This window comes from Microbacterium sp. NPDC064942 (assembly GCF_049545525.1).
Classification (GTDB): domain Bacteria; phylum Actinomycetota; class Actinomycetes; order Actinomycetales; family Microbacteriaceae; genus Microbacterium; species Microbacterium gawkjiense.
Window position 1 is genome coordinate 206,347 of the sequence record NZ_JBMWDR010000003.1, and the last position, 25,602, is coordinate 231,948.

Annotated in this window: 25 protein-coding genes and 1 tRNA gene; 15 read left to right on the forward strand and 11 right to left on the reverse strand. The window is 70.5% G+C overall.

Annotated features, from left to right (window positions below):
* Positions 1-60 precede the first annotated feature (60 nt).
* The 3 genes from ACPEH2_RS07345 to ACPEH2_RS07355 are packed head-to-tail and all read left to right on the forward strand — an operon-like array spanning position 61 to position 3,271.
* Complete coding sequence (locus ACPEH2_RS07345; protein WP_359919114.1) at positions 61-672, forward strand: TetR/AcrR family transcriptional regulator; 612 nt, start codon at positions 61-63, stop codon at positions 670-672.
* Positions 669-1,379 carry a hypothetical protein gene (locus ACPEH2_RS07350; protein WP_423718523.1) on the forward strand — a complete coding sequence of 237 codons (711 nt, stop codon included), beginning with the start codon at positions 669-671 and terminating at the stop codon, positions 1,377-1,379. Before ACPEH2_RS07345 ends, ACPEH2_RS07350 begins: the two co-directional genes overlap by 4 nt.
* Positions 1,376-3,271, forward strand: a complete 1,896-nt coding sequence (locus tag ACPEH2_RS07355; protein WP_359919117.1) for a YhgE/Pip domain-containing protein — start codon at positions 1,376-1,378, stop codon at positions 3,269-3,271. Before ACPEH2_RS07350 ends, ACPEH2_RS07355 begins: the two co-directional genes overlap by 4 nt.
* A 3-nt stretch (positions 3,272-3,274) precedes the next feature.
* Here ACPEH2_RS07355 and mnhG read toward each other — a convergent pair whose 3' ends face one another.
* From mnhG to ACPEH2_RS07390, 7 genes are all read right to left on the reverse strand, one after another.
* Positions 3,275-3,631, reverse strand: coding sequence for a monovalent cation/H(+) antiporter subunit G (gene mnhG / locus ACPEH2_RS07360; RefSeq protein ID WP_217528957.1), 357 nt, complete (start codon positions 3,629-3,631; stop codon positions 3,275-3,277).
* On the reverse strand, positions 3,628-3,900 hold the full coding sequence (locus ACPEH2_RS07365) for a monovalent cation/H+ antiporter complex subunit F (protein ID WP_359919119.1): 273 nt from the start codon (positions 3,898-3,900) through the stop codon (positions 3,628-3,630). The genes mnhG and ACPEH2_RS07365 overlap by 4 nt, the downstream gene beginning before the upstream one ends.
* Positions 3,897-4,496 (reverse strand): Na+/H+ antiporter subunit E, encoded by a 600-nt coding sequence (locus ACPEH2_RS07370; RefSeq protein WP_359919121.1) that lies wholly within the window; start codon positions 4,494-4,496, stop codon positions 3,897-3,899. Before ACPEH2_RS07370 ends, ACPEH2_RS07365 begins: the two co-directional genes overlap by 4 nt.
* The gene (locus ACPEH2_RS07375) at positions 4,486-6,057 is read right to left on the reverse strand and encodes a Na+/H+ antiporter subunit D (protein WP_064002839.1); all 1,572 of its coding nucleotides are present in this window, start codon (positions 6,055-6,057) and stop codon (positions 4,486-4,488) included. Before ACPEH2_RS07375 ends, ACPEH2_RS07370 begins: the two co-directional genes overlap by 11 nt.
* Complete coding sequence (locus tag ACPEH2_RS07380) at positions 6,054-6,575, reverse strand: Na(+)/H(+) antiporter subunit C (protein WP_217528951.1); 522 nt, start codon at positions 6,573-6,575, stop codon at positions 6,054-6,056. The genes ACPEH2_RS07375 and ACPEH2_RS07380 overlap by 4 nt, the downstream gene beginning before the upstream one ends.
* Positions 6,572-9,487 carry a Na+/H+ antiporter subunit A gene (locus tag ACPEH2_RS07385; protein ID WP_359919124.1) on the reverse strand — a complete coding sequence of 972 codons (2,916 nt, stop codon included), beginning with the start codon at positions 9,485-9,487 and terminating at the stop codon, positions 6,572-6,574. Before ACPEH2_RS07385 ends, ACPEH2_RS07380 begins: the two co-directional genes overlap by 4 nt.
* Before the next feature lie 83 nt (positions 9,488-9,570).
* Entirely contained in the window at positions 9,571-10,611 is a 1,041-nt protein-coding gene (locus ACPEH2_RS07390; RefSeq protein WP_359919126.1) for a LacI family DNA-binding transcriptional regulator, read from the reverse strand.
* Positions 10,612-10,676: 65 nt separating this feature from the next.
* Between ACPEH2_RS07390 and ACPEH2_RS07395 the strand changes: the two genes are divergently transcribed.
* A complete protein-coding gene (locus tag ACPEH2_RS07395; RefSeq protein WP_253035708.1) occupies positions 10,677-11,891 on the forward strand; it encodes an MFS transporter in 1,215 nt (404 codons plus the stop codon).
* A 6-nt stretch (positions 11,892-11,897) separates the two neighbouring features.
* Here the strand turns inward: ACPEH2_RS07395 and nucS are convergent, their stop codons facing one another.
* Complete coding sequence (nucS, locus tag ACPEH2_RS07400) at positions 11,898-12,584, reverse strand: endonuclease NucS (RefSeq protein WP_423718526.1); 687 nt, start codon at positions 12,582-12,584, stop codon at positions 11,898-11,900.
* A 258-nt stretch (positions 12,585-12,842) separates the two neighbouring features.
* On the opposite strand from nucS, the gene ACPEH2_RS07405 reads away from it, so the two are divergent.
* Positions 12,843-13,754 carry a helix-turn-helix domain-containing protein gene (locus ACPEH2_RS07405; RefSeq protein WP_359918382.1) on the forward strand — a complete coding sequence of 304 codons (912 nt, stop codon included), beginning with the start codon at positions 12,843-12,845 and terminating at the stop codon, positions 13,752-13,754.
* A gap of 9 nt (positions 13,755-13,763) precedes the next feature.
* Positions 13,764-14,441: an HAD hydrolase-like protein gene (locus tag ACPEH2_RS07410; RefSeq protein ID WP_064002833.1), complete on the forward strand. Its 678-nt coding sequence runs from the start codon at positions 13,764-13,766 to the stop codon at positions 14,439-14,441.
* Positions 14,442-14,445: 4 nt separating this feature from the next.
* Here ACPEH2_RS07410 and ACPEH2_RS07415 read toward each other — a convergent pair whose 3' ends face one another.
* A complete protein-coding gene (locus ACPEH2_RS07415; protein WP_064002832.1) occupies positions 14,446-14,652 on the reverse strand; it encodes a cold-shock protein in 207 nt (68 codons plus the stop codon).
* A gap of 175 nt (positions 14,653-14,827) precedes the next feature.
* Between ACPEH2_RS07415 and ACPEH2_RS07420 the strand changes: the two genes are divergently transcribed.
* The 3 genes from ACPEH2_RS07420 (at position 14,828) to ACPEH2_RS07430 (ending at position 17,212) form a co-directional block, all read left to right on the forward strand.
* Positions 14,828-16,474: an FAD-dependent oxidoreductase gene (locus ACPEH2_RS07420; RefSeq protein WP_359918384.1), complete on the forward strand. Its 1,647-nt coding sequence runs from the start codon at positions 14,828-14,830 to the stop codon at positions 16,472-16,474.
* 2 nt (positions 16,475-16,476) lie between these two features.
* Positions 16,477-16,743 (forward strand): metal-sensitive transcriptional regulator, encoded by a 267-nt coding sequence (locus ACPEH2_RS07425; protein ID WP_253035715.1) that lies wholly within the window; start codon positions 16,477-16,479, stop codon positions 16,741-16,743.
* 73 nt (positions 16,744-16,816) lie between these two features.
* Complete coding sequence (locus tag ACPEH2_RS07430; protein WP_359918386.1) at positions 16,817-17,212, forward strand: VOC family protein; 396 nt, start codon at positions 16,817-16,819, stop codon at positions 17,210-17,212.
* Positions 17,213-17,277: 65 nt separating this feature from the next.
* Here the strand turns inward: ACPEH2_RS07430 and ACPEH2_RS07435 are convergent, their stop codons facing one another.
* Positions 17,278-17,868 carry a GNAT family N-acetyltransferase gene (locus ACPEH2_RS07435; RefSeq protein WP_311286629.1) on the reverse strand — a complete coding sequence of 197 codons (591 nt, stop codon included), beginning with the start codon at positions 17,866-17,868 and terminating at the stop codon, positions 17,278-17,280.
* A 332-nt stretch (positions 17,869-18,200) separates the two neighbouring features.
* Positions 18,201-18,284 (reverse strand) — tRNA-Leu (locus ACPEH2_RS07440).
* Positions 18,285-18,427: 143 nt separating this feature from the next.
* Here ACPEH2_RS07440 and ACPEH2_RS07445 point away from each other — a divergent pair.
* From ACPEH2_RS07445 to ACPEH2_RS07470, 6 genes are read left to right on the forward strand one after another with little or no spacing between them, the layout of a single operon-like run.
* On the forward strand, positions 18,428-19,162 hold the full coding sequence (locus ACPEH2_RS07445; RefSeq protein WP_359918388.1) for a DUF3662 and FHA domain-containing protein: 735 nt from the start codon (positions 18,428-18,430) through the stop codon (positions 19,160-19,162).
* Positions 19,159-19,695, forward strand: a complete 537-nt coding sequence (locus ACPEH2_RS07450) for an FHA domain-containing protein FhaB/FipA (RefSeq protein WP_253035718.1) — start codon at positions 19,159-19,161, stop codon at positions 19,693-19,695. Before ACPEH2_RS07445 ends, ACPEH2_RS07450 begins: the two co-directional genes overlap by 4 nt.
* 12 nt (positions 19,696-19,707) lie before the next feature.
* The gene (locus ACPEH2_RS07455; protein ID WP_311286632.1) at positions 19,708-20,937 is read left to right on the forward strand and encodes a PP2C family protein-serine/threonine phosphatase; all 1,230 of its coding nucleotides are present in this window, start codon (positions 19,708-19,710) and stop codon (positions 20,935-20,937) included.
* Positions 20,934-22,310 (forward strand): FtsW/RodA/SpoVE family cell cycle protein, encoded by a 1,377-nt coding sequence (locus ACPEH2_RS07460; RefSeq protein WP_359918391.1) that lies wholly within the window; start codon positions 20,934-20,936, stop codon positions 22,308-22,310. The genes ACPEH2_RS07455 and ACPEH2_RS07460 overlap by 4 nt, the downstream gene beginning before the upstream one ends.
* The gene (locus ACPEH2_RS07465) at positions 22,307-23,761 is read left to right on the forward strand and encodes a peptidoglycan D,D-transpeptidase FtsI family protein (RefSeq protein WP_064002824.1); all 1,455 of its coding nucleotides are present in this window, start codon (positions 22,307-22,309) and stop codon (positions 23,759-23,761) included. The genes ACPEH2_RS07460 and ACPEH2_RS07465 overlap by 4 nt, the downstream gene beginning before the upstream one ends.
* Positions 23,758-25,578 carry a protein kinase domain-containing protein gene (locus ACPEH2_RS07470; RefSeq protein ID WP_359918393.1) on the forward strand — a complete coding sequence of 607 codons (1,821 nt, stop codon included), beginning with the start codon at positions 23,758-23,760 and terminating at the stop codon, positions 25,576-25,578. The genes ACPEH2_RS07465 and ACPEH2_RS07470 overlap by 4 nt, the downstream gene beginning before the upstream one ends.
* The last annotated feature ends 24 nt before the right edge of the window (positions 25,579-25,602 follow it).

The window sequence follows — 25,602 nt, forward strand, 5'->3', positions numbered from 1 at the left end:
CCGCTGTGGGTTGGCTGAATTATCTTGCACACATGTGTGCAGGATAGTTACACTGACTTCGTGACCGACTCCTCCGTTCCCCGCCGCATCCGCCGTGACGCCGTCGCCAACCGCGCCGGCCTGCTCACGGCTGCGGCGCAAACCCTGGCGGCCGACCCGAACGCCTCCGTCGACACGATCGCGCGTGCCGCGGGCCTCAGCCGCCGCGCCCTCTACAGCCACTTCGACGACCGCGACGCGCTCATCCGCGAGATGATCCACGCCGGCGCCGAGCGCTTCAACGCCATCGCCGACACGGTCGACGACGACGGCCCCGCGCCGCTCGCCCTCGCCCGGCTGGCCCTCGCCCTCTGGGAAGGCGCCGCGCACGTGCAGTTCGCCGCCGCCGTCGCCCTCGACGACTCCCACGTCGGCGAGACCGCCGCCATCCTCACGCCGGTCCGCCGCCGCGTGCTCGAGATCGTCGACCGCGGCCGCTGCGAGGGCACTCTCCGCGGCGACCTGCACGTCACGACGGTCGCGCGCCTCGTCGAAGAGGCGGCACGCACCGTCATCACGCGGCTGGATTCGAATCGGCCGGATGCCGCCGGTGTGGCCGTCCGCGCGATCCTCGGTGTCGCGGGGCTCGGGTGGCGCGAGGCCGACGCCGTGCTCGCGGAGGCTCGCGCATGAGGATCGCCCTCGACGCCGTCGCGAAGGGCAAGGACGGCGGCATCCTGCCCCCCACCTCGCTCGTCCTCGAGACGGGACGTGTCACCCTCGCCACCGCCGAGACGGAGCAGCGCCCCTCGGTGCTCGGTCTCATCGCGACGGGACGGATGCGTCCGGATGCCGGCACGGTGACCCTCGGCGGACACCGCGGCGCCCGTCGGCTCCGCCGCGTCGCCGCGCTCGTCGACGCCCCCGAGGTCAACGACCCGGCCCCCGATGTCGCCGTCGTCGGTGTCGTCGAGGAGGAGCTCATGTTCGCGGGGCGTCGCGCCGATCCCCTGTCGGCCCGGCACTGGCTCGACGACCACGGCTGGCGCGACCTCGCCCGCACACCGTTCGGCCAGGTCCCGGCGGACGACCGCATCCGCATGCTGCTCGAACTCGCGGCGCTCCGCCGCGGCATCGAGGCCCTCGTCCTCGTCTCGCCCGACCGCCACGGCGGCGATCCCGTGCACTGGCAGCGGATCGCCGAGGAGTTCGCCGCCCGCGGCTTCGCCGTGCTCGTCATCGCCGGGACGGCCGCGGCGAGCGCGCTCACCCCGAGCGCGCCCGCGGCGCTCGCGCACGTCGGTCGGCCGCGGATCCGCGCCGGCGCAGCGCTCCGCCGCGCGCGCCGCCGGCCGGCATCCGTCACCGCTCGCCCTTCGACCGGAGGCATCCGTCCGTGAAGATCCCCGCCCTGTTCGCCGCCGAGCTGCGGCGGCTCACCTCCACGCGCATGCGGGTGATCGCCCTCATCGCCCTGATCCTCGTGCCCGTCCTCTACGGCGGGCTGTACCTGTGGGCGAACCAGGACCCGTACGGCAACCTGTCGCAGGTGCCGGTCGCGCTGGTCGTCAGCGACGAGGGCGCGACGCTCAACGGCAGCGACCGAAACCTGGGCGACGAGGTCGCCGACTCGCTGCTCGAGGACGGCAGCTTCGACTGGCACGAAGTGGATGCCGCCGGTGCCCGCCGCGGCCTCGATGACGGCGCGTTCGACTTCGCCGTCACCCTGCCCGCCGACTTCACCGCAGCCGTCGCCTCGATCTCGTCGGCGGACCCGCGTCAGGCCGAGATCGACCTGACGACGAACGACGCCAACAACTACCTCGCCTCGACGATCGGCACGCAGGCGGTCGAACGCATCCGCACCACCGTGAGCGAGAAGGTCGTCCGCGAAGCCGGCCTGACGATGCTCGACGCGCTGAACACCGTGCGCGTGAAGCTCCTCGACGCCGCCGACGGCGCCGGCACCCTGACCGACGGCCTCACGACGGCCGGCGACGGTGCCGACACCCTCGCCGACGGCGCGGGCACCCTGGCCGCGGGCACGACGAAGCTCGAGGGCGGGGCGACGAAACTCGCGTCGGGTGTCGACACGCTCGCCGACGGCCTGCGCTCGCTCTCCTCCGGCGCCGCGCAGGTCTCGGGCGGCACCGCGAAACTCCGCAGCGTCGCCGACCGCGTCGGATCGGCCGCCGACCGGGTGAGTTCCGCCGTCCCCACCCTCCGCAGCGACCTCACGAGCGCGCTGACCGACCAGGGACTCGACGACGCGCAGATCGCGAAGGTGCTGGACGTGCTCGACCCCATCGGCACCCGCGTCGACGACCTCGACACCCGGGTGCAGCAGGCCGTCGCGCAGATCGACGCGCTCGACGACGGCGCGTCCCAGGTGGCCGCCGGCAGCTCGGAGCTCGCGAAGGGGGCGGCGACGGCGTCGACGGGAGCCCACACCCTCGCCGACGGCATCGCGACGGCGGATGCCGGGGCCCACGAACTCGACACCGGCGCGCACTCGCTGGCCACCGGCATCCACCGACTCGAGGACGGTGCGGGCACGCTCCGCGACGCCCTGCAGGCGGGCGCCGAGCAGCTGCCCGACGACAGCGCGAAGACCCGCGCCGCGCAGGCGGCGACCCTCGCCGACCCGGTGGGTGTCGCCGAGGACTCGCTCACCCAGGCCCAGAACTACGGCGCCGGACTCGCGCCGTTCTTCGCCGCCCTCGCCGGGTGGATCGGCATCTACGCGCTGTTCCTCATCGTGAAGCCCGTGTCCCGTCGCGCGGTCACCGCGCTCCGCTCCCCCGTCCGCGTCGCGATCGCAGGTTGGCTGACGCCGGCCGCCCTCGGCGCGGTGCAGATGGTGACGCTGTTCGGCGTGCTGTCGATCGCGCTCGGCTTCTCGTTCACGCATCCGCTGCCGACCCTCGGCATCCTGCTGCTCGCGTCGGCCACCTTCGCCGCCATCATCCTCGCGCTCAACGTGTGGCTGGGGTCGGTCGGGCAGTTCCTGGGCCTCGTGTTGATGGTGCTGCAGCTCGTGACCGCCGGCGGCACGTTCCCGTGGCAGACGCTGCCGGCGCCGCTGGCGGCCCTGCACCACGTGCTGCCGATGGGGTACGTCGTCGACGCGATGCGGCAGGTCATGTACGGCGGTGTCGCCGGCCGCGCCTGGGCGGATGCCGCGGTGCTCGCGACGTGGCTCGTCGGCGCCCTGCTGCTCGCCGTCGCCGGGGTCACGCGCATGACGTTCCGGCGGACGATGCGCGACCTGCAGCCGAGCCTGATCGGCTGAGACTCAGCCGCCCGCGCCGGGCGGAGTCTCCTTCGCGTCGGCGAGCTCGTCGACGTGCAGGGTCCGCCGGTCGATGGTGCCGTTGCGGTACGCCTGGCGCCCGACCATGTGGGCCGACAGCGGCGCCGTCGCGAACTGGATGACGAGCACGGGCACGAGGAAGGCGACGACCGCCCACGACTGCAGCTCGATCCCCACCGCGATGGCGATCAGCAGGAGCCCGAGCACCTGCGGCTTGGTCGCCGCGTGCAGGCGGGTCGGCACGTCGCGGAGGCGCAGCAGTCCGATCGCGGCCGTCAGGCACAGGAGCGCCCCCGCGAGGATGAGGACGAGCGACACGACGTGCAGGATCTCGGTCATCGCGCGGCTCCGTCCCGGCGGGCGACGAACCGCGCGATCGAGACCGACCCGAACACGCCGACGGCCGCGACGATCAGCAGCACGGGAAGCGTCCGCGTGTGCTGGTTGATCGCCATCTCGGCGCCGAGCGCGCAGATGAGGAGCGTCAGCAGGACGTCGGAGGCGACGGCGCGGTCGAGGATCGACGGCCCGATGATGATGCGCCAGACGGTGAACAGGGCGGCGACACCGAAGACGGCGCAGATGACGACGATGAGGGCGGTGGTCACGGGCGCTCCTCCTTCACGCGGGTGCGGATCTCGGCGCCGCCGGCGCTCGACGCGCGGATCGCCTCGAGCTGGGCGCGCGAGCCGACGGCCCGCACGATCCGCGCCTCCCAGCGCTGCACCATCCGCCGCTGCGCGTCGACCTCGGCATCCGTCGCGGCGCCGAGGACGTGCAGGTAGAGGATGCGGCGGTCGCGGTCGGTCTCGAGGACGAGCGACCCGGGGATGAGGGATGCCGTGACCCCGACGTGCGCCATGATCAGGTCGTCGTCGGTCACGAGCGGCACCGCGACGACCGAGACGCCGGGCTGCCGGCCGGGCCGGACGACCTGCCACGCCACGACGAGCGAGCCCTTCACGACGGCGCCGAGGAACTGCACGAGGAAGACGAGCAGCCACCACGGGTTGAGGCGTCCGGAGAGCTCGACCGGAGGCAGACGGAAGACGCTCGTCACGAACACGGCGACGACGGTCCCGGTCAGGAAGGCGAGTACGGTGAACTGACCCCACAGCAGCATCCAGAGTGCGATGAGCCAGAGGAAGAACGGCAGCTGCCGCCAGATGCCGGTCAGCGCGCTGCGCTTGACGTCAGTTCCCATCGTTCACCTCGTCCTGCAACTGGGTGAGGCTCACGGGGTAGGGAAGCGCCGCGCCGATGCTCGCGCAGAGGTTGTAGAGCGGGCCTGCGAAGAGGGTGAGCGCCACGGTGACGGCCACCATGCCCGCCGTAGAGGCGGTCATGATGCGCGGGATGACGCGGCGCTCGGTCTGCACACCGGCGGCGGGGGCGTCGCCCAGGTACGAGATGCGGTCGACGACACCGGACTCCTCGGTGTGGTCCTCCTCCTCGCGCCAGAACGCGAGGTTCCACGCGCGCATCAGCGCCAGAAGCGTCAGGAGCGAGGTCACGATCCCCGCGACGATGAGGGCGTACATGATCGGCGTGCCGACCTCGGCGGCCGCGTTGAACAGCGCGTACTTGCCGATGAAGCCCGAGAACGGCGGCAGACCGCCGAGGTTGATGGCGGGGATGAAGTAGAGGACGGCGAGCACCGGCGCCGCCTTCATGAGCCCCTTCACCTTGAGGATCGACGTGGACCCCGCCCGGCGCTCCACGAGCCCGACCGCGAGGAACAGGGTGGTCTGCACGACGATGTGGTGGACCATGTAGTAGATCGTGGCGCCGAGGGATTCCGGTGTCGCGATCGCAAGGCCGAAGACCATGTAACCGATGTGGCTGACGAGTGTGAACGACAGGATGCGTTTGAGCTCGGCCTGCGCGACGGCGCCGAGGATGCCGACCACCATCGTCGCGAGCGCCACGATCAGCAGCAGCTGGTTGACGTCGTTCTCTCGGAAGATCTGCGTCTCGGTGCGGATCATCGCGTAGACGCCGACCTTCGTCAGCAGGCCCGCGAACACCGCCGTGACCGGCGCCGGCGCGGTCGGGTACGAGTCGGGCAACCAGAACGACAGCGGGAAGACCGCCGCCTTGATGCTGAAGGCGAGCAGCAGCATCAGGTGAAGGACGAGCTGCACCTCGTCGGGGAGCTCCCCCATCCGGTCCGCCAGCTGGGCCATGTTCACGGTGCCGAGCGCGCCGTAGATGGCGGCGATCGCAGCGAGGAAGAGGATCGACGAGACGAGCGACACGACGATGTAGACGACGCCGGTGCGGATGCGGGACTCGGTGGACCCGAGCGTGATGAGCACGTACGACGCGACTAGCAGGATCTCGAAGCCGACGTAGAGGTTGAAGAGGTCGCCCGCGATGAACGCGTTGAAGATGCCCGCCGCGAGGATCAGGTACGACGGGTGGAAGATCGAGACCGGGGTCTCCTCGTCGCCATCGGCCGCACCCTGGCCGACCGAGAAGAGCAGGACCGCGAGCAGCACGATGCTCGAGACGAGCACGAGGAGCGCCGCGAGGCGGTCGACGTACAGCACGATGCCGAACGGGATCGGCCATCCGCCGACCGACACCGCCAGCGGCATCCCGCTGACATCCACGTAGTACAGCAGCACGGCCGCGACGGCGGCGGCGACCGTGAGGGTCACGATCGAGACGCCCACCTGCACGCGGCGGCGGCGGCCGAAAATCAGCGCGATCCCCGCGCCGAGCAGCGGCAGGGTGACCAGGAGCGGGACGAGCGCGGTCATCGCGGGCCTCCCGGGGTGTCCGTCGGGGCGTCGTCGCGCAGTTCGGCGATGTCCTGCGCGTGGAGGATCACGATGGGCGAGGTCTCCGTCCCGATGAAGTCGGTCGTGGCGTCGTCGTCCTCGTCCGTGATCTCGTCGTCCATCGTCTCCTCGTCGCGGGCGCCGCGCTCGCGCACCTCGCGGTCGGCCTCGTCGTCGATGACGGTGTCGGCCTGACCGAGCTGCCAGGAGCGGTAGATGAGGGCGAGCAGGAAGGACGAGATCGCGAACGTGATGACGATGGCGGTCAACGAGAGCGCCTGCGGCAGCGGGTCGCTGAAGGACTCCCCCTCGCCGGCGCTGCCGTAGAAGGGTGCGACACCCGGGGCGCCCATGACGACGAGCAGGAAGAGGTTGGCGGCGTTGCCGAGCAGCAGGAAGCCGATGAGGACGCGCGTGAGGCTGCGCTCGAGCATCGCGTACACCCCGGCGGCGAACAGCACCCCCATGATGATGACGAGGACGAGCGAAACGGTCATGCGGTCACCCGCTCCCGCTGCGCCTGCGTCTGCCGGTCGACCTCGGCGCCGAGCGACCGCAGCACGTCGAGGACGAGCCCGATGACGACGAGGTAGACGCCGACGTCGAAGATCGTCGAGGTCACGAACTCGACCTCGCCGAGGAGCGGCAGTTCGGCCTTCCAGTAGGTGCTGGTCAGCGGTGCGGCGCCGAAGAACAGGGGCACGATCGCGCACGAGAGCGCGAGGACCATGCCCGCGCCGAGCAGGCGACCGGCATCGGTGGGCGCGGCGGCACCGAGCTCCCACCGTCCGCCCGCCACGTAGCGCATCACGAGGGCCATGCCCGCGACGAGGCCGCCCGCGAAGCCGCCGCCGGGCAGGTTGTGACCGGCGAAGAGCAGGTAGACCGACACGACGATGATCGAGTGGAAGAGGATGCGGACGATCACCTCGAGCAGCAGCGATCGGTTCTCGGGCTTGACCTTCAGCCCGCCGACGAGCCAGGCCTGCCGGGTCGAGCCGGGCGCCGTCGAGCGCGGGCGCGGGCCATCGGCCGTCTCGACAAGCGGACGGCGGCTGCGACCCGTGCTGGTCGGCATCGACGGCAGGACGCGGCTGTCGGAGCGGTTCGTGACGAAGACGAGCGAGGCGACACCCGTCGCGGCGAGGATGAGCACCGAGAGCTCCCCCATCGTGTCCCAGCCGCGGAGGTCGACGAGGGTGACGTTGACCACGTTCTTGCCCTGTCCGATCTCGTAGGCCAGGTCGGGGAACGGACCCGAGACGGGGTCGGCGACGCGGGCCCCCGTGGCGATGAGGGCGATCGCCGCCATCGTGACGCCGACACCGATGCCGATGACGGCCCGGACCACCGGCAGCACCGAGGCGTTGTGGTCGCCGAGACGGGCGGGGATGCGGCGCAGCACCAGGGCGAAGGCGATGAGGGTCACGGTCTCGACCAGGATCTGCGTGAGCGCGAGGTCGGGGGCACCGCTCGTCGCGAACAGCAGCACCATTCCGAGCCCCGTCACCGAGACGAGCACGACCCCGGTGTAGCGCTTACGGGCGCGGATCGCGACGAAACCGGCGAGGATCATGACCGGTGCCGCCAGCAGCTGGGCCGGGCTCTGCCACGCGTCGACCGCGATGCGCCATTCCGTACCGGCGAGCAGCGCCGTGGCCTCCGCCGCGACGAACACGACGAAGATCGTGCCCACGTAGAACGGCAGCGAGCCGCGCTGGGTGAGCGAGGTGGTCCAGACCGAGATGCGGGCGATGCCGCGCAGGGACAGGTTGTAGACGTCGTTCGCCGTGAACGGCATGACACGCGCCTTCAGCGGGCGCCGCTGGGTGAACCAGAACAGCAGCGCTCCGAGCGCGATCGAGCCGAGCGACAGGAACAGCGCCGGCTCCCACCCGTGCCAGAGTGCGAGGTGGGACTCCTTGCCGCCCTCTTCGAGCGGGATGCCGTCGGCGTACCCGGCGATCGCCGCGTCGACCAGCGGCGCCGCGACGCCGGCGACCATCGTGAGACCGCTCAGCACGACGGGGGCCACGAGGAAGCCGATCGGCGGGTCGGGCCACTCGGTGCGCTCGAGCGGGGCGCCGGCGGCATCCTTCTTCGTCCAGAACGCACCCCACACGAAACGGATGCCGTACGCCGCCGTCAGAGCCGAACCGAGGAGGATGCCGATGAGCGGGATGAGGGCCGCCGGCTCGGTGCCGCCCTCGAGGAACGAGGTGAGCGCGGCCTCTTTCGCGACGAAGCCGACGGTCGGGGCGACCCCCGCCATCGAGGCGATCGCGATGATCGAGAAGGTTGCGAGGGTGGGCGCCTGCCGACCGACGCCCGAGAGCTCCGCGATGTCACGGGTGCTGAGCTGGCGGTCGATGACGCCGACGACGAGGAACAGCGCCGACTTGAAGAGGGCGTGCCCGACGAGCAGGGCGAGACCGGCGAGTGCGCTGTTGCGTTCGCCGTACCCGAGGACGACGGTCATCATGCCGAGCTGGCTGACGGTGCCGAAGGCGAGGATGCGCTTGAGGTCGGACTCCCGTAGCGCCTGGAAGCCGCCGAGCAGCATCGTGAAGACACCGAGTCCGATGACGATGGGACGCCAGGGGTCGGTGTCGGCGAAGGCCGGGGCGAAGCGGGCGATGAGGTAGATGCCCGCCTTCACCATGGCGGCGGCGTGCAGGTAGGCGCTCACCGGGGTCGGCGCGGCCATGGCGCCGGGCAGCCAGAAGTGGAACGGGAAGATGGCCGACTTGCTGAGCGCACCCACGAGCAGCATCACGATCGCGGCATCCAAGGCGACGGCCTGGCCGCCCTCGAAGATCGGGCCGGTCTCGAGCATCGTCGCGATGCTCGTCGTGCCGTAGAGGACGACGAGCATGACGACGCCGATGAGCATGACGAGCCCGCCGAGGGTCGTCACCAGCAGGGCCTGCAGCGCGGCACGACGGCTCGCGCCGCGCCGGTGGTAGAAGCCGATGAGCAGGTACGAGAGGACGCTCGTGACCTCCCAGAGCATGATGAGCACGACGATGTCGTCGGTCAGCACGAGCCCGTACATCGCCCCGGCGAAGGCGAGCAGCACCGCCGAGAACGTCGCGAGACCTTCGGTCTTGCCGGCGAAGTACCAGCGGCAGTAGATCATCACGAGCGCGCCGACGCCGCTGACGATGAGGGACATCACCCACGACAGGACGTCCATCCGCATCGACACCTGCACCGCGAGATCCGGGATCCAGGTGTATGTCTCGAACGGGATATCCCCGGCGAGCACGGCGGGCGTCTGCCAGGCCGTGTGCACGAAGGCGGCGATCGGGACGATGGCCGCGACGAGGAAGGTGCGTGACCCGAGGCGCGCGACGAGTGCCGGAAGGAGGATGGGCACGAGCGCGAACGCGGCGAGGAGGATCAGCAACCTGGCCTCCTCTGTGCACTCGCGGGGGTCGAGGACTCCAGTCTACCGGCTGACGACCAGCCGGCGCCCGGCGGGTTCCCAGGTCAGGCGGGTACCGGACCGGTCGTGTTCCCGCGTCGGAATGTGCAGGTGAGGGTGAGGGATGCCGGGTCCCGCCCCTCGAGCATCGCGACGACGGCCTCACCCGCGGCGCGCCCCTTCGCGATCGCGTCCTGCACGAGCGTCGTCAGGGCGTACGGCGCGAGCCCGTCGACCGTGATGCCGTCGAAACCCGTCACGCTGAGGTCCTCGGGGACACGCAAACCTGCCTCCTCGGCCGCGCGGATGACGCCGGCGGCGAGCAGGTCGCTCTGCGCGATGATCGCCGTGGGCCGCTCCCCCTGCAGCAGGACGCGACCGGCGGCGAGTCCCTCGTCGATCGAGCTCGCCCCGACGGCGTAGGCGGGCGCGTCGGGGTAGACCTGCCGCGCGCCGCGCAGGCGGTCGCGGGTGACCTCGACGGCGATTCGGCTGGGGTCGTCGATGAAGCCGCGGGGGCGCGTGGCATCCTTCGTCAGCGTGACGAGGGCCACCCGCTCGTGTCCGAGCGAGCGCACGTGCTCGGCGGCGGTGCGCTGGGCTTCGACATTGTCGAGCAGGATCTGCGGCACGTCGGGTCCGGCGTCGCCCTCGACGACGACGACAGGGATGCCGCGGCGCCCGAGGACGTCGACCGAGGACTGCAGGATCTCGTTGCACCCGAGCAGGATCGCGGCGTCGACCGGCGCCGTCGTGAGCGTGGGCGCCGACTCAACGGGTCCCTCGTCGTGGAGGAGCAGGACGCCGGCGCCGATGGGGGCGAGCGCATCGGTGAGACCGTCCATCATCGCTGCGGTGACGGGGTCGCGGAACGCGGACGCGAGGCGCTCGCGGAAGCGCACGGCGACGACGCCGGCACGTCCGGTGCGCAGGGACGCGGCCCGCGGATCGGGGCCTGTGTACCCGAGGGCCTCGGCCGCCGCGAGCACCTTGGCGCGGGTGGCGTCCGACACGGACACCTTGCCGCTGAAGACGACGGATGCCGTCGATGCCGACACCCCGGCTTCACGCGCGACGTCGGAGATCGTCGCTCGGCGGCTGCTCATCTTTCGATCGTAGCCGCACGGATCCGATTCTCGAATCGATTCGGAGATCCCGCTAGAGTGACGCCATGACGTTGCAGCTCACCGCCTCCCGCCTGTGGACCTGGCGCCTCGCCGTGTTCGCGATCTTCACCGCGAGCGGTCTGAGCATCGCGACGTGGGCGTCGCGGGTGCCCTCGATCAAGGCCGCCCTCGGCATTGAGAACTCGACCATCGGCCTGCTCCTTCTCGGCATGGGCGTCGCGTCGATCCTCGGCCTGTCGGTGTCCTCCGTCATCGCCGCCCGCATGGGGACGCGTCGCGGGATGCTGACGGTCATGCTGGTCCTTGCCGTGGGGCTGTTCCTCATCGGCCTCGGCACCGACGTCGCGCCCTCGCTCCTGCTCGTCCTCATCGGGCTCGCCCTCTTCGGGTTCGGAAACGGCGCGCTCGACGTGCTCATGAACGTCGACGGTGCGGCGATCGAGGTCGAGGTGGGCAAGACGATCCTGCCGCTGTTCCACGCCTTCTTCAGCCTGGGCACCGTCATCGGCGCCGGCATCGGCGCGCTGGTGGCCGGTGCACGCATCGGCGTCTTCCCGCACACCGCCGTGATCGCCGTCGCGATCGTCGTCCTCGCGGTCGTCGCCTTCGCGTACGTGCCGCAGCGCGACTTCGGCGCCCCGGACGCGGCACCCAGCGGGTGGCGTTCGCGGCTGGCGGCCGCGCTGTCGGCGTGGCGCGAACCGCGCACCTACGTGCTGGGCGTGGTCATGCTCGGTATGGCATTCGCCGAGGGCGGCGCGAACGACTGGATGGCCCTCGGCGTGAGCGAGGACCACGAGGGCGGCGTCGCACTCGGCGCCGCGGCGCTCACGGTCTTCTCCGTGGCGATGACCGTCGTGCGGGTCTTCGGCGGCCCGCTCGTCGACCGCTTCGGCCGCGTCGCGACGCTGCGGGTGCTGGCGGTCACGGCCGTGGTCGGCATCCTGCTGTTCATCCTGGCGCCGAACCTGCCACTCGTCTTCGTCGGCGCGGCCCTCTGGGGCGTGGGCGCCTCGCTCGGCTTCCCGCTCGGGATGTCGGCCGCCGCCGACGACCCCGAGCACGCAGCTGCGCGGGTGAGCGCCGCCGCGACCATCGGCTACGTCGCATTCCTGTGCGGCCCGCCGATCCTGGGTGTCATCAGCACGCACATCGGCCTGCTCAACACGCTGTTCATCATCGCTGCGCTGGTCGCCGCGTCGGGGTTCGCCTCGGGCGCCGCCAAGCCCCTGCCGGGCACCCGCGGCACGAGCCACTGAGCGACGTCAGAACAGACGCGGAGCTCCCGACTCGATGCCCTTCATCTCGTCGTAGTCGAGGGTGACGCAGCGGATGCCGCGGTCCGCCGCCAGAACCTTCGCCTGCGGCTTGATCTCCTGAGCGGCGAAGACCCCGGTGACCGGCGCGAGGTGCGGGTCGCGCCCGAGCAGTTCGAGGTAACGGGTGAGCTGCTCGACGCCGTCGATGTCGCCGCGCCGCTTGACCTCCACCGCCACGGTGCCGCCCTCGGGGTTGCGCAGCAGCAGGTCGACCGGTCCGATGGCGGTGGGGAACTCCCGGCGCACGAGCGTCAGGTTGTCGCCGATGACGCCGACCTGCTCCGCGAGCAGCCGCTGCAGATCGGCCTCGACACCGTCCTTGACGAGGCCCGGGTCGGTGCCGAGCTCGTGCGACGAGTCGTGCAGCACCTCGTAGATCCGGATGGTCAGCTCATCGCCCGACTTGGCGTGCGTCACGCGCCACTTCTCGACGACGTCGACGTCGTCCTCGCCGGGCTCGATGACCGTCAGCGTGCACGGCGGGCTCATCCAGTTGAGCGGTTGGTGCTGGATGTCGCGGTGGAACGCGACCGTGCCGTCGGACTTCACCATGATGAGGCGGGTGGCGGGCGGCAGGTGGGTGTTGAGGCGACCGGTGTAGTCGACGGAGCAGCGGGCGATGACGAGACGCACGGCGACGAGCCTACCCGCGGGCCCGTTCGGGATCGTCCGGGAATGGGCTCCGACGCCCCGTCCGCGGCTGACGGCTCGTACCGTGGACGGCGAGCAGGTGCGCCGGTGGCGGTCCGTCTCCGGGGGGAGAACGAGATCACCACGTCACCGGGCGCCGTCGCTGCACGCGGATTCGGGCTCGCGTGCCGCTCACCGCGGTGGTGCCGTGTCGGTGACCCGGGGTCCGACTCGGCACCTCCGCGGCTCTACGATGACGGTGTGGGGGGCTCCAGCGACGCGAGTGCGGCGCGCATCGACGAGCTGGTCTCGGAGCTCCGCACCCTGCGCGACGCGAGGGGCGTCTCGTACCGCGAACTGGCCGCCCGGATCACCGAGCGGCGCATCGCCGCCGGCGCGAACCCCGCGGCGGCGCGCGTCGCCCACACCACGATCTCGGATGCGTTCCGGCTCGGTCGGCGTCGGCTCAACGCCGGCCTGGTCGCCGAGATAGCGGAGGCGCTCGGCGAGGACGCCACTGCGGTGTCCTCCTGGCAGGCGCGGGTGGCGCAGGCCGTCGCCACCGATCCGGTCCACTCTCCGGCGCCGGTCACGGAGACACCGCCCCCTCCCGCGGTGGGGCGCACGCCGGGACGCGTGATCGCCGTCATCGTCGCGGGCGTCCTCCTGAACTCGACCGGCAAGTTCGTGAACCCCCTGCTCGGCGACGTGTTCTTCTTCGACATGGCGGGGACGGCTCTCGTGGCCATCCTCGCGGGCCCCTGGGCGGCCGCCTCCGTCGGCGTCCTCTTCATCACCGTCGAACTCCTCAAAGGTCAACTCGTCGACGCGGTGTTCTCGGTGACGATGGTGTCCGCCGGACTCGTCTGGGGATTCGGGGCGTCCCGATTCCGCCTCGCCGCCTCGCTCCCCCGCTTCCTGGGGTTGAGTGCCGTCGTGGCAGCGGTCACCTCGGCGATCGCGGTTCCCATCACGGTGTTCTACTTGGGTGGCTCCACCGATCGTGGACTCGACGGCCTGCGCGACGTCGTGAGGGGGATGATCGGGGTGAACCCCGAGGTCGCGATCGGCATCGTGAACATCACCATCTCGCTCGTCGACAAGGTGATCGTCGGTGCACTCGCGTACGCGGTCGCCACCCTCGTCCGTCGGACGCTCCGACCCGCCCCGTAGGCTGGGGTCATGACGACACGCTCCCCCTGGTCCTGCATCCTCTGGGACGTGGACGGCACCATCGTCGATGCATCGGACGGCATCCTCAGCCGGCTCGACCGCTGCCTGAGTCACTTCGGGTACCCCGCCCCGACGCGCGCGGAACTGGTCCACTGGATCGGACCGCCCATGTACGACTCGTTCCAGAAGAACGTGGGGATGACCCCGGCGCAGGCGTCCGAGGCGGTCACCTACTACCGCGCACTCGGCAAGCAGGACGGGTACACGGCCCGCACGCGGCTCTACCCGGGTGTCGGGGAGCTCATCGCGGACATCTCGGCCGCCGGCATCCCGCAGGCGACGGCGAGCTCGAAGCCGGAGGTCCAGGTCGTCGCGCTGATGGAGCACTACGGTCTGGCCGAGCACATGCAGGCGATGGCGGGCGCGACCCCGGACGAGAAGACCCTCGCCTCGAAGGCGGACATCGTGGCGGAGTCACTGCGGCGGCTGCGCTCGATGGGGGTCGACACGAGCCGACCGATCCTCATCGGGGACCGCCATCACGACATCGACGGGGGCGCGGCGAACGGCGTGCCCGTGATCTTCGTGCGGTGGGGCTTCAGTTGGCCCCACGAGTCAGAAGGAGCGCAGGCGGCGGTCGACACGATGGTCGAACTCCGCCGCCTGCTCCTCACTGAAGAGGTGTGAAACCTCAGAGGGGACGGATGTTCTCCGCCTGAAGACCCTTGGGGCCCTGTGCGATGTCGAACTCAACTCGCTGGTTCTCTTCCAGCGAGCGGTAGCCCGACGATTCGATGGCCGAGTAGTGGGCGAAGACGTCGGCGCCGCCTTCATCGGGAGCGATGAACCCGAAGCCCTTCTCCGAGTTGAACCACTTGACGGTACCGCTGACGCTCATGAACTGCCTTACTGATTGTTGCCGGCGACACGTCCGCCGGTCGTTCCCCAACCTAGCCCTCGCAGCCTGTGCAGTCACCCCCCACGTGCGAAGGTGACACAAACGTTGCCGGGCGTACACCCGGCGTCTGCCCATCCGGCGACCGCAGCGATACCCCCCGGGGTATCATCGGGACATGCGGACCATCATCATCGGAGGTGTCGCGGCAGGGATGTCGGCGGCCACCCGCCTGCGCCGTCTCGACGAACAGCGGGATATCGTCGTCTTCGAGCGCGGCGCGCACGTCTCCTTCGCGAACTGCGGACTCCCTTATTACATCGGCGGCGTGATCGCCGACCGGTCGTCGTTGCTGCTGCAGACCCCCGCATCGCTCGCCGCGCGCTTCGCGCTGCGCGTGCACGTGCGGCACGAGGTGACGGCGATCGACGCCGCGTCCAAGGTCGTCACGGTGCGCGACCTCGATGCCGGCACCGAACGGGACGAGCCGTTCGACGACCTCGTGCTCGCCATGGGAGCGGCGGCGACCAGCGGCATCCCGGGCGAGGGCGTTCCGGTCGCGACCCTGCGCAGCGTCGACGACGTCGATGCGATCACCGAGGTCCTCGCGGGGCTGCGGACGCCGCGGACGGTCGTGGCCGGTGGCGGGTTCATCGGCGTGGAAGCCGTCGAGAACCTCGCGCACCGCGGCGCGCAGGTCACCCTCGTGCAGCGCGGGGCGCAGGTGCTGAGCGCCCTCGACCCCGAGATGGCCTCGCCTGTCCACCGTGCGCTGTCGACCGCCGGAGTGGACGTCCGCACCCGGACCACCATCGAGCGCCTCGAGGCCGGCGTCGTCGTCCTGTCCGACGGCAGCCGCGTGCCCGCCGATCTCGTCGTCGACGCGCGCGGGGTGCGTCCCGACGTCCGGATCGCCGAGGCCGCGGGCATCGCACTCGGCCCGACCGGCGGCATCGCCGTCGACGACCGGCACCGCACGAACATCCCGGGCGTGTGGGCCGTGGGCGATGCGGTCGAGAAGACCGACCACCTCGACGGCGCCGCGACCCTCGTCACCATGGCGGGCCTCGCCAACCGGCACGGCCGAGCCGCGGCCGACGACATCGCCGGCGTCGCCACCGCACCCGCGACCCCCGCGCTCGGGACGACGATCGTCGGCATCCTCGGCCTCACGGTCGGGCTCGTCGGCTGGAGCGAGCGCCGGCTCGTCGCGGCGGGCCGGGCGCACCGCGTCGTGCACACCCACCCCTTCTCGCACGCGACGTACTACCCGGGCGCCGAACAGATGGCCATGAAGCTGCTCGTCGACCCCGAGACCGACCTGATCCTGGGGGCGCAGATCGTCGGCGGAGCCGGCGTCGACAAGCGGCTCGACGTCCTCGCCGTCGCCATGACGGCCGGGCTCACGGCATCCGCTCTGTCCCAGCTCGAACTCGCGTACGCACCGCAGTACGGATCGGCGAAGGACGCGATCAACATGGCGGGGTACGTCGCCGAGAACCTCGCGACGGGAGCCGACCGCACGATCCAGTGGCACGAAGTGGATGCCGCCCGCGCGGCCGGCGCCGTCGTGGTCGACGTCCGCACAGCCGAGGAGAACGGGGCCGGAGCGATCCCCGGCGCCGTCCTCCTGCCGCTCGACGAGATCCGCGAGCGTCATGCGGAGCTGCCCGACGCGCCTCTCATCGTGCACTGCAAGGTGGGGCAGCGTGGGCACACCGCGAGCCGCTTGCTGCAGCAGCTGGGGCACGATGTCCGCAACCTCGACGGCGGCTGGCTCACGTGGACCGACGGCCTCGAGGCCGCCGCGCGCGAGGAGGTCTGACGGTGTCGACGGCGCTCCGGGACGACGAGGCCGTTCGCCGCATCGCGAACCGCCTCAAGCGCGCGCAGGGCCAGCTCGCCGCCGTGATCGCCGCCGTCGAGGAGGGCGGCGACTGCCGCGCGGTGGTCACGCAGCTCTCCGCAGTGTCGAGCGCGATCGATCGGGCCGGGTTCGCGGTGATCGCCGCCGCGATGCAGCAGTGCCTCGGCGAGGACGACGCCGAGCTGCAGATGGCGGACCTCGAGAAGCTCTTCCTGTCGCTGAGCTGATCGGCGCGTCATCAAGGGACGGGCACCGGCATCCGCTCTGGTCCCGCGGGTGACGGCGGTCTACGGTGAGCGGATGACCGGACTCACCCCGTATCTGACGTTCCCCGGCACGGCGCGCGACGCACTGACCTTTTATCAGGGGGTGTTCGGCGGCGACCTCGTGCTGAACACGTTCGCCGAGTTCGAGCGCGTCGACGGCCCCGGCGGTTTCATCGCCCACGGGATGCTGACCGGCCCGGTCGCGCTCTTCGCCTCGGACGGCGGGCCCGGGGACGAGGCGCTGCAGCTGCGCGGAGTGATGTTCGCGCTGCTGGGGGCTGCGGAGCCGGCCGTCCTCGAGACGTGGTTCGCCCGGCTGGCCGACGGTGGCCGGATCGTCGACGATCTGCAGCTGCGCGCCTGGGGCGACCACGACGGAACGGTCACCGACCGCTTCGGGGTCACCTGGCTCATCGGCTACCAGGGCTGATCCGGACGACGGGACGGAAGGCGCCGGGCCGTCTGGCAGCAGGAAGCTGGGCAGGCTTCGCAGGATCATCGGACTGGCCCAGGGGGAAGGATCTTCACGCGGCGGCTGTTCAGCGGCAGCACGCCCCACCGATACGTCGGATTGTCCTGCGGGAACCCGATGCTGACGCCTTCGAGTTGGGCGAACCGCATGTTGAGAAGCTCGCCCCGGTCGAGTGCGTGGAATCCGCTGCGTGTGTAGAACTCATATAGGCCGGGCTGTGAGTCGTCGAAGATCACCGTCACAACGGACGCGTCTGAGCCGCGGGCGTCGTCGATTCCCGCAGCGATGAGTTTCGCGCCGAGGCCGCGCCGTCGATGGGCGGGCGCTACGGCGACTTCATGGATCATCAGCATCTCGTCGGCGATGACTGACGCGACACGCATCTGCCCTCTGTAGCGCCACCGAAGCACATCCTCGGGGTTGCGGGAGGCGAACATGGCCGCCTGGATCGTGCCGTCCTCGTCTTCGGCGACCCGCAGAATGGATGGAATCCCGATCTCCGCATCCAACGAGCGAGGCGGGATCGGGTAGCCGGTCTGATCGGCGAGGTTCTCGGCGAAGAATGACCGAACTCGCTCCCGATCTTTCTCACTGCCCACTCGACGAAACTGCATCCCATTCCCTTCATCCGCAGAATCGGCCCCGGCGCGTGACCCATACTCAAGGGTCCGAAGCCTAGTCAGCGCCGCTCGGTGGCCCGCTCATGGAAAGCACAACCGCCTGCGGTCCGTCCCCCCGCCGAGTAAGTCCATGGCGTACGGGGCCGGTAACGGGGGCGACATCAGGGAACGGATCATGGCGCGAGTCGTGGTTCACTGCGCCGTGTGCAGCCTCAGGGTCCTCTTGTGGAACCTGTGCCGCGACCGTCTCGATTGTTGGCATCGCCCAGAAACGACGAAGCCGGTCGGGGTTCTCACCACCGACCGGCTTCGTTTCGCACTATCTGTGCGCGAGGGGGGAGTTGAACCCCCACGCCCTTTCGGGCACTGGCACCTGAAGCCAGCGCGTCTGCCTATTCCGCCACTCGCGCGAACCCGTGTCGCCACGGGATCAACTTTCCGAGGATATCATGGCGCGAGCCCGCCGGAGAAACGGCCGCAGCTGTGTTCCCCAGACCCTGCCAGGGTCGACAACTAGCATGTGAGCACCGGTCCAGACTGCCTGAGGAGCCCCGTGGGACTACTTGACAGCTTCGAGAAGGGAATCGAGCGCGCCGTGAACGGCGCGTTCGCGAAGACCTTCCGCAGCGGTGTGCAGCCTGTAGAGATCGCCTCCGCACTGCGTGCCGAACTCGATGCGAAGGCCGCCGTCGTCTCGCGCGACCGCATCCTCGTGCCGAACACGCTCGTCGTCCGGCTCGCCCCCGCCGACCACGAACGCATGGGCGCCCTCGGCCGCACACTGCACGACGAACTCGTCCAGCTGGTCGAGGGCCACGCCAAGGCGCAGAAGTACAGCTTCGCAGGCCCCGTCTCGCTCGCGATCAACCCCGACGAGTCCCTGACGACCGGCACCGTCCGCGTCGACTCGCGCTCCGCCTCAGCCGAGGAGGTCTCGTGGCACGGCGTCGTCGAGATCGACGGCACGCAGCACCGCCTCACCGGCAGCCGCACCGTGATCGGCCGAGGGACGGATGCCGACATCACGATCCCCGACGCCGGCACCAGCCGTCGCCACGTCGAGATCCTGTGGGACGGTCGCCGTGCGATGGTCCGCGACCTCGGCTCGACCAACGGCACCCAGCTGAACGGGCAGAAGGTCTCGGAGGCCGCCCTCGAGCCGGACTCCGTCGTCACGATCGGCCGCACGCGCATCACGTTCCGCGTCGTCGCGCAGGCGGCATCCCGCATCTCCCCGCGGCCGCAGGATCCCGCGACCCGCTTGTTCGACCTCGGAGGCCAGGCATGAGCGAACTGACACTCCTGCTGCTGCAGATCGGATTCCTGATCCTGCTGTGGTTCTTCGTCTTCGCAGTGGTCTACTCGCTGCGCGCCGACCTGTTCGGCGTCAAGGTGCGCAAGATGCCCGAGCCGGCACCGGCCGCCGCGGGCCCCGTCGCGACGGCCCCGGCCAACGCCGAGACCTCCATCGTCTCGCCGGTCATGACGCGCCCGGCGGCACCCTCGGGTCCCCAGAAGGCGACGGTCAACACCGTGTCCCGCATCGTCATCACGAGCGGACCGAAGGCCGGACTCGAACTGCCCCTCGGTGACGAGCCCCTGACGATCGGCCGCTCCAGCGAGTCGGGCCTCGTCATCCGCGACGACTACACCTCGAGCCACCACGCCCGCCTCGTCCTCTGGGGTGAGCAGTGGATGGTGCAGGACCTGGACTCGACGAACGGCACCTGGCACGACGGCGAGCGCGTGGCATCCCCCGTCCCCGTCATCGTCGGCGCTCCGATCAAGGTCGGCGCCACGACGTTCGAGCTGCGGAAGTAACGGCCCGCACCGATGGTCTTCGAGGGCTCGAGCGCCGCCATCTCGCATACCGGGAAGGTCCGCTCCAACAACCAGGACTCGGGCTTCTCGGGCTCGAACCTGTTCGTCGTCGCCGACGGCATGGGCGGGCACGCCGGCGGTGACATCGCCTCGAGCATCGCCGTCCACCACCTCGAGGGCCTCGACCACGGGTTCCCGACGCCGGCCGAAGCCGAGCGCGAGCTCCGCGAATCGATCGTCGACGCCGCCCACGTCCTCGTCGACACGGTCGCCGAGCGCCCCGAGCTCGCCGGAATGGGCACGACGGTCAGCGCCGTGCTCATGGTCGACGACTACGCCGTCATCGCCCACATCGGCGACTCCCGCGTCTACCTCTTCCGCGACGGCGTGCTGACGCAGATCACGACCGATCACACCTTCGTCCAGCGCCTCGTCGACTCGGGCCGGATCACCCCCGAAGAAGCGCGCTACCACCCGCGCCGGTCCGTCCTCATGCGCGTGCTCGGCGACATGGGCACCGATCCCGAGGTCGACGCGTTCATCATGCAGACCCAGCCGGGCGACCGGTGGCTCATTTGCTCCGACGGCCTGTGCGGCGTCGTCGACGACGCGCAGACCGCCAAGGTCCTGCGCCAGGACCTCGCCCCGGGTCGCACCGCCGACATGCTCCTGAAGCTGGCGCTGGATGCCGGTGCCCCCGACAACGTCACGATCGTCCTCGTCGACGTGGGCGGGCGGCATCCGATGTTCAGCGGCACCGCGACCGTCGTCGGGTCCGCGGCCACGCCGAAGGGCATCGAGGTCCCCGTGGCGCGCCCCGCCCGCACGGGCTGGTTCCAGACCGGACGCCAGGCGGCGAACGAGCCCAGCCACTTCGAGCCCGCGGCCGAGTACCTCGAGGAGCTCATAGAAGAGGACCGGCGCCGCGCGCGCCGGCGCCGCGTCTGGTGGTTCGTCGGCTTCATCGCGATCGTCGCGGTGCTCGCCGCGGGGGTCTTCGCCGGGTACGCCTGGACCCAGACGCGCTACTTCGTCGGCCCCGACGACGACAGCGTCGTGATCTACCGCGGCATCCAACAGGACATCGGTCCGATCTCGCTGTCGACGCCGTACGAGGACACCGACATCCTCCTCGCGGACCTGCCCGCCTATCAGCGGCTGTCCGTGGAGCAGACCATCTCCGCCCGATCCCTCGCCGACGCCGAGGCGATCGTCGACAACCTCCGCCAGGGGACCCCATGACAGCCGCGGTAGAAACCGACACGACGGTCATCAAGGCACTCCGGAAGCTCCGGATGCCGGCGACCCAGCGCAACCGCGAGCTCGGCCTGCTCGTGTTCGCCATCATCGTCTCGACGGTCGCCGTGCTGCTCGTCCAGCTGGGCGCCCGCGACGAGATCGACCCGACGTTCCTCTCGTACTGCGGATGGCTGGCGGGGCTCTCGCTCGCGCTGCACATCGTGACCCGCATCTGCGCCCGCGACGCCGACCCGTTCGTCCTGCCGATCGCGACGCTCCTCACGGGCATCGGCGTCGCGATGATCTACCGCCTCGACATCGCCGAGGACCGCGTCGGCTGGTCCTCGCTCGGGTTCCGCCAGCTCGTCTGGGCGGCGATCGCGATCGCGGGCGCCATCCTCGTCGTCATCTTCCTGCGCAACTACCGGGTGCTCTTCCGGTACACGTACGTCTTCGGCCTCAGCGGCATCCTGCTGCTGCTGCTCCCCTTCGTCCCGGGACTCGGCATCGAGGCGGGCGCCGACGTCTGGGTGTCGGTCGCCGGTGTCTTCTCGTTCCAGCCCGGCGAGCTCGCGAAGATCTGCCTCGCGATCTTCTTCGCCGGCTACCTCGTCCGCACCCGCGAGGCCCTGACCTCGGTCGGCACGCGCTTCCTCGGGATCACCTGGCCGCACGCCCGCCAGCTCGGGCCGCTGCTGATCGTGTGGGGTGTCTCGCTCGGGATCATCGTCCTGCAGCGCGACCTGGGTACCGGCATCCTCATCTTCGGCATGTTCATCGCGATGCTCTACGTCGCGACGGGCAAGGCGAGCTGGGCGATCCTCGGCGTCCTCCTGGCCGTCGCGGGCGCCCTGGCCGCCGCGCAGGTCCTGCCCTACGTCGCCTCCCGGTTCTCGAACTGGCTCGACGCCTTCAACCCGGACTACATCAACGGCAGCAGCTTCCAGCTCGTCTCGGGCATCTTCGGCCTCGCCCACGGCGGACTCATCGGCACCGGCTGGGGCATGGGCCGACCCGACCTGACGCCGCTCGCCCACAACGACTACATCCTCCCGAGCCTCGGTGAGGAACTCGGCCTGGTCGGCGTCTTCGCGATCCTGGCCCTTTACATGGTCTTCGTCAGCCGCGGCATCCGGATCGGCATCGCGGGTCAGGACGACTTCGGAAAGCTGCTCGCGACGGGGCTGTCGTTCACCCTCGCGCTGCAGGTGTTCATCATGGTCGGCGGCGTCACCCGTCTCATCCCGCTGACGGGTCTGACGATGCCGTTCCTCGCGGCCGGCGGTTCCTCCCTCATCGCGAACTTCCTCATCATCGCGATCCTGTTGAGGATCTCGGATGCCGTCCGCTCCAGGCCCCGGGTGGTGATCGGATGACCAAGCAACTCCGTCGACTGAGCGTCGTCGTGCTCCTCATGTTCCTCAGCCTGTTCGCGGCGACGAGCGTGATCCAGGTGGCCCTCGCCGGTCAGCTGAACGAGAACCCCGACAACCGGCGCACGCTGTACGACTCGTACGCGGTGCAGCGCGGCACGATCTTCGCCGGCAGTACGGCGATCGCGTCGTCCGAGCCGAGCGACGACGTCTACAGCTGGATCCGCACGTACCCGGATGCCGAGATGTGGGCGCCCGTGACCGGGTTCATCAACCCCGTCCTGCGCTCCTCGACCGGGCTCGAGTACGCGATGAACGCGGCCCTCGCCGGCACCGGCAGCCAGCAGTTCCTGACCCGTCTCGACCAGATCGTGAGCGGCCAGCCGCCGCGCGGGTCGAACGTGCTCCTCTCGCTCGACCCCGCGGTGCAGAAGGTGGCGTACGACGCGCTGGACGGACTCGAGGGCGCGGTCGTCGCGATGGAGCCCGACACCGGCCGCATCCTCGCGATGGCCACCAGCCCCAGCTTCGACACCAACAAGCTCGCCTCGCACAACAGCTCGGCGGTCAACGCCGCCGATCAGGAGCTGCAGGCGGATCCGCTGCGACCGCTCACCAACCGGGTGACCCGCGAGACGGAGCCCCCCGGATCGACCTTCAAGCTCGTCGTCGCGTCCGCCGCCCTCGCCTCGGGGAAGTACACCCCCGACTCCGAGTTCGACAACCCGGCGACCTTCACGCTCCCGGGAACGAACAACGTCCTGCACAACTTCGACCGCGGCACGTGCGGACCGGGGGAGAAGACGACGCTCGAGACCGCGCTGCGGCTCAGCTGCAACATCCCCATGGCCGAGCTCGCGCTCGAGCTGGGCACCGACGCCATCCGTGAACAGGCGCAGAAGTTCGGCTTCAACTCTGCCTTCGAGATCCCCCTCGACGTCGCCGCGTCGAGCTACCCCGAGGGCTTCGACGAGCCGCAGACCGCGCTCAGCGGCATCGGTCAGACCGACGTGCGCGCCACCCCGCTGCAGATGGCGATGGTCGCCGCCGGCATCGCGAACGACGGCGTCGTCATGAACCCGCGGATGGTCGACCGCGTCGTCGCGGCCGATCTGACGGTGCAGGACGAGCCCGCGAACACGCAGTTCGGCGAAGCGCTGACCCCCGAGGTGGCCGAGACGATGACGACCCTGATGATCGGCAATGTCCAAAACGGCGCCGCGTCGGGTGCGAGAATAGACGGCGTCGACGTCGCCGGGAAGACCGGAACGGCGGAGCACAATCCGGGGGACCCGTACACGCTCTGGTTCACCGGTTTCGCGCCCGCAGAGGACCCGGAAGTGGTCGTCACGGTGATGGTGGAGAACGGTGGTGGGCTCGGCCAGAACGGCACGAGCAACGGGATCGCGGCCCCGATCGCGAAGAAAGTGATTGAGGCGGTGCTGAGCGAATGAGACCGACGCAGGGTGTGAGCTTCGGCGGACGGTACGAACTGGACTCGCGGATCGCGATCGGCGGCATGGGCGAGGTCTGGGAGGCCACCGACCACGTCATCGGCCGCACGGTCGCCATCAAGATCCTCAAAGACGAGTACATGGGCGACCCGGGCTTCCTCGAGCGCTTCCGCGCCGAGGCCCGTCACGCCGCGCTCGTGAACCACGAGGGCATCGCCAGCGTCTTCGACTACGGCGAGGAGAACGGCTCCGCCTTCCTCGTCATGGAGCTCGTCCCCGGCGAGGCGCTGTCGACGATCCTCGAGCGCGAGGGCGCCCTCTCGACCGACAAGACGCTCGACATCGTCGCGCAGACCGCGTCGGCGCTGCAAGCGGCCCACGCCGCGGGGCTCGTCCACCGCGACATCAAGCCCGGCAACCTGCTGATCACCCCCGACGGCCGCGTCAAGATCACCGACTTCGGCATCGCCCGCATCGCCGACCAGGTGCCGCTGACCGCGACCGGCCAGGTCATGGGAACCGTCCAGTACCTCTCGCCCGAGCAGGCGTCGGGGCACGCGGCATCCCCCTCCACCGACATCTACTCGCTCGGCATCGTCGCCTACGAACTGCTCGCGGGTCGTCGTCCGTTCACGGGTGAGTCGCAGGTCGCCATCGCGATGGCGCAGATCAACGACACCCCGCCGCCGCTGCCCGACACGGTCGCCGAGCCCGTGCAGCGCTTCGTGATGAGCATGATCGCGAAGAAGCCCGAGGACCGTCCCGCCTCGACCTCCGCCGTCGCGCGCGCCGCCGGCGCGCTGCGTCGTGGGGACGTCGCCGGTGCCGCGGCCATCGTCCCCGCGATCGGCGGCGCCGCCGACGCGGACGCGTTCACCCAGCTGCTGACCCCGACCACGGGATCGGATGCCACGACCCGGCTCCTGCCCGCCGGCGCCGCCGCGGCGGCCGGGGCCGGTGCGGCTGCTGCCGTCGGCACGGGCACGGCCGCGCTGTCGACCGACCAGGCCTCGCCCGCGGGGACGCAGCGCAAGAAGAAGCGCAGCCCGTGGACGTGGCCGCTCGTCGCGCTCATCGTGCTGCTGACCATCGTCCTCGTGGGCTTCCTGATCACGCTGTTCATGCCGCAAGGCAACACCGCGGCTCCGAGCAACACGCCCCCGAACCCGCCGTCGAGCGCCAGCGTCCCGCCCTCCTCACCCGCACCGACCCCCACCGAGACCGAGCCGACGACCGCGAACCCCGCGACCCTGGGGCTCGAGGGGAAGACGTGCGAGGAAGCCACCGCGATCCTCAACGACAACGGTTTCGACAACGTCGTCTGCGAGCGCGGTGCCGAGGCGGACACCGACGCGGAGGCCGGTCAGGTCTACAGCGTCGACCCGACCGGCAACGTGCGCTTCGACCGCGAGATCACGCTGCTGTACTACGCCGACGCCGCGGCGCTCGGAGTGCCCGCTGCCCCCCGCATCGAGGGTGGCAACGGCGACGGCACCGTCACCGCCGGATCGACGGTCCAGGTCATGTGGGACAGCTACACCTGCCCCGCGGGCGCTCCCACGGCGTCGAGCTACACGATGACGCTCTCGGGCGGCATCTTCGACACGAACGGCGAGTCGACGGCGAGCTTCGGCATCGACCAGCGTCCGGCGAAGATCGTCGTCGACGACAACAGCCAGGCCCTCTCGGTGACCTACACCGTCACGTGCACGGGCGAGGGCACCGAGCGCGAGTCGGGGAGCTCTCCCGAGGCGTCCGCGTCGATCGTGCCCGCACCCGAGGAGACCCCGCCGGCCGACGGCGAGGGCGACGGCTGACCACGACCGCTTTCAGCGGGCTTT